The 3,106-nt window shown below is 54.9% G+C and carries 3 protein-coding genes and 1 pseudogene; all 4 read left to right on the top strand.

Annotated features, from left to right (window positions below):
- Positions 1-246 (top strand): hypothetical protein (locus tag R3F72_RS18365; protein WP_332780459.1); only part of this gene is annotated, 246 nt, incomplete at its 5' end.
- Positions 247-469: 223 nt separating this feature from the next.
- Entirely contained in the window at positions 470-1,897 is a 1,428-nt protein-coding gene (locus R3F72_RS18370; RefSeq protein WP_332780460.1) for an IS1380 family transposase, read from the top strand.
- A gap of 209 nt (positions 1,898-2,106) precedes the next feature.
- Entirely contained in the window at positions 2,107-2,592 is a 486-nt protein-coding gene (locus R3F72_RS18375; RefSeq protein ID WP_332780461.1) for a hypothetical protein, read from the top strand.
- Positions 2,593-2,662: 70 nt separating this feature from the next.
- Positions 2,663-3,085: pseudogene (locus R3F72_RS18380) on the top strand (site-specific integrase); the annotation flags it as partial.
- Positions 3,086-3,106: the final 21 nt, after the last annotated feature.

Below are 3,106 nucleotides of genomic sequence, written 5' to 3' on the forward strand. Positions count from 1 at the left end.
GGGGAAATTTCAGCGTTTTGGCATTACTCAACAGCTATTCGCGCTGAAGAAGCCGATCCTGATAAGCGATGCCACCAGTCAGTACCTTCAGACCGCTCAATCAGCACCCTCGTGAATGAGGCGGGTCAAGATGACGGCACAGAAGCGCAAGGCCTGAAAAAGCTTTCTACTGAACTCCGGTGCAGGAAAGCTAACAAAAAGCTGCACGCGGATAAATTACTCGCTACGCTCCTAGTTTACCGGTGAGCTTGGCGTGATCAAGAGATATTAAATAATGTTTGATGAGTACACGAAGTACGAACAAAAAGCCCACAGGGCTATGAACCAAGTTTCAATTGTATTTGATTTGGCACGGGCTGCTGAGAAAATGTGCGAATGGAAGAATGTTGGCAGCAGTAATAAACCCGGGATATTCATGACGGAGGGCTCGAAATAAAGATAGCGGATGGTATTCTCTAGAGAAATCAGTGTGTTCCGCCAAGAACCTGATTCCAGAGGACCATCCGCTATGGGTGAAACTGTATCCCCCATGACACCCTCCTTCAATGGCTCCGTACGTGTCCAGCTCAGCGGCCATGCCACCAGCAGTGATGCCGGGGCGCTGGTACTTCGCGAAGCCCTCGATCGCAGCGGTGTCATGGCCGCACTTGACCACCACTTGGTCGATTCCCGAAACCCGCTACGCATCCGTCATTCGCTGGCGAGCCAGTTGCGTACCGTCGTTTTGCAGCGTGCTATGGGTTGGATCGACCTGAGTGATACCGCCACGCTGCGTCACGACCCGCTTTGGCACCTGGTGTGCAGCGATGCACGCGGCCTGACGCCGCTGGACGAGGCGCGTCCGTCCCAGGCGACGCTGTCGCGATTGCTCAACTGCCTGGGCACGGATGCCAACATCGATACCGTCCACGAAGGCCTGCTGCGCCTGGCCATCTGGCGATGGCGCTCGCTGCCGTGGATCCAGCGGCCCCGTCATGTGACCCTGGACATCGATGGGCTGCCGATTGAGGTGTTCGGCCATCAGAGCGGCTCGGCCTACCACGGCCATGTGGGCAGCCGGATCTACTCGCCGCTGATCGCCTCCCTCGCCGAGACCGGCGACCTGGTGGGTGGCCTGCTGCGCGAGGGCAATGCCGGCCCGGCCGAGGAGGCCGATACCTGGATCCCCCACCTGGTTCAGCGCCTGGCGGAAGGTCTGAACCTGGCGATTGACCAGGTCCTTGTCCGCCTGGATGCCGGCTTCACCGACAACGCGACACTGGAGGCCATGGACGCGCGGGAGATCGATTATCTGGGCCGTTTGAAAAGCAACTCGGTACTGCAGACGCAGGCCGAGCCTTATCTCAAGCGGCCTCGCGGTCGGCGGCCTGAGACGTCTCGCGAGTGGTGCCATGATCTCGACTACCAGGCCGGCTCCTGGACGTCACCACGGCGCGTCGTGCTGGTGGTGCAGGAGAACCCCGACGACCTGCTGCTGCACAGCTTTTTCCTGGTGACCAACCTCAGCAAGCTCGATTATCCAGCGGAGAAAGTGCTGGCCCTGTACCGCAAACGTGGCAAGGCCGAGGCCCACATGGGCGAGCTGAAATCGGCGCTCAATGTCCACTTGTCCTCGACGGATCGCGGCGCCTCCACGGTGCAGCAGGTGATGGCCCGAAATCAGGTCAGCCTGCTGCTGAGCCTGTATGCCTACGAGCTGCTGCATGGCCTGCGTTGTCTGCTGGAGCGGCAAACCCGCCAGGGCTGGAGCCTGATGCGGGTGCGCGAACAGGTGCTCAAGGTCGCGGCCACGCTCACCGTCCATGCACGGCGGGTGACGGTGCACCTCGGCGCCGCGGCCGACAAATGGTGGCCGACGCTATTGCGCGGTCTTCCCCAGCTTGCACCATTGGAGTAGTCACCGGCCCAGCGCAACACCTCACCACGATCGGCAGAAAACAGCCGAGGGCTCTTCCTGCGTCCCCCATCATAGAAAGTGCCATGTGGTGATAAGTAGGCACATCGGCAAGAACCAAACAGCATAATCAGAGGTGCCTGGCAGCGCTCAAGTCAGGCCGTAGGTACCAACCTGTTCGCCAGAAGCCCACCTCGAGCTCCTGGTGAATAATGCGGGATAAAGCATGGTCTGAAGGCCCTTTTATTGAAACACCTGCTAATCAAAGAACAATTGATCGGAGCTTTCCCTATATTGTAAGAGCCAGCATAGAAGCCAGAGTGATAGCTAAACGAACTGATCATATCTTTCAGAAAGAAGCTGAAAGTGGCATGAAGAAAATAGATCTCCCAGAAGTGGATGGGTCTAGAGTAGAGCCCTACATTGCGAAAGCGGCGATAATCGAACAGTTTGAACTTTTTAAAGAAATATGTGTATTATTTCAAGCTCCCTTTAACAAGAAAAGAGCTGAAAAGCTGCGCGGCTGTGTAGACGATGCTATTCTTGATCGTTTAATTTCCGCAGTAACAAGGAGGAATGAATTGACTCATCAGGACGAATGTCAACCGCCTACCATGCGGGAAGCAGTTGAGTATTTCTATGATATTACAGAGCTCGCTGTCCAGCTTGGCTCTTTAGCGAGCGAAGGGTTGGCGTAGATTTGAAACCGCGCAAGATGACCCGTCGAAGCTCTATCCAGCATGGTTTTGGGAGACAGTAGTTGAGACCTTCTATTTTACAGGTATTAGGCTAAATCAGTTGCTACATATTAAGGCTAAGGATGTTGATCTTAAAAGAATGATCCTGGTAACTTCGTTTGAAGGATCCAAAACCTATTCTGAGTCCGTGGTGCCGATCGCAGATGGGTTGTATCCTTACATTGCAAAACTGATGCTTGCGGCTCATCGTGAAGGTTTTAAACGTGAAGATCAGCTATTTAATGTGAACCGGTTTTCACGTAGGCATCGCCGCATGGAGATGGACATAAATCAAGTCGAACACTTTTTTAAGAGGCTGTCAGGATTCTGTGGTACGCGGATCACGCCTCATCCCGCCTCATTCACGAGGGTGCTGATTGAGCGGTCTGAAGGTACTGACTGGTGGCATCGCTTATCAGGATCGGCTTCTTCAGCGCGAATAGCTGTTGAGTAATGCCAAAACGCTGAAATTTCC

The sequence above is a fragment of the Salinicola sp. 4072 genome, from assembly GCF_036663415.1.
Lineage (GTDB): Bacteria > Pseudomonadota > Gammaproteobacteria > Pseudomonadales > Halomonadaceae > Salinicola > Salinicola salarius_A.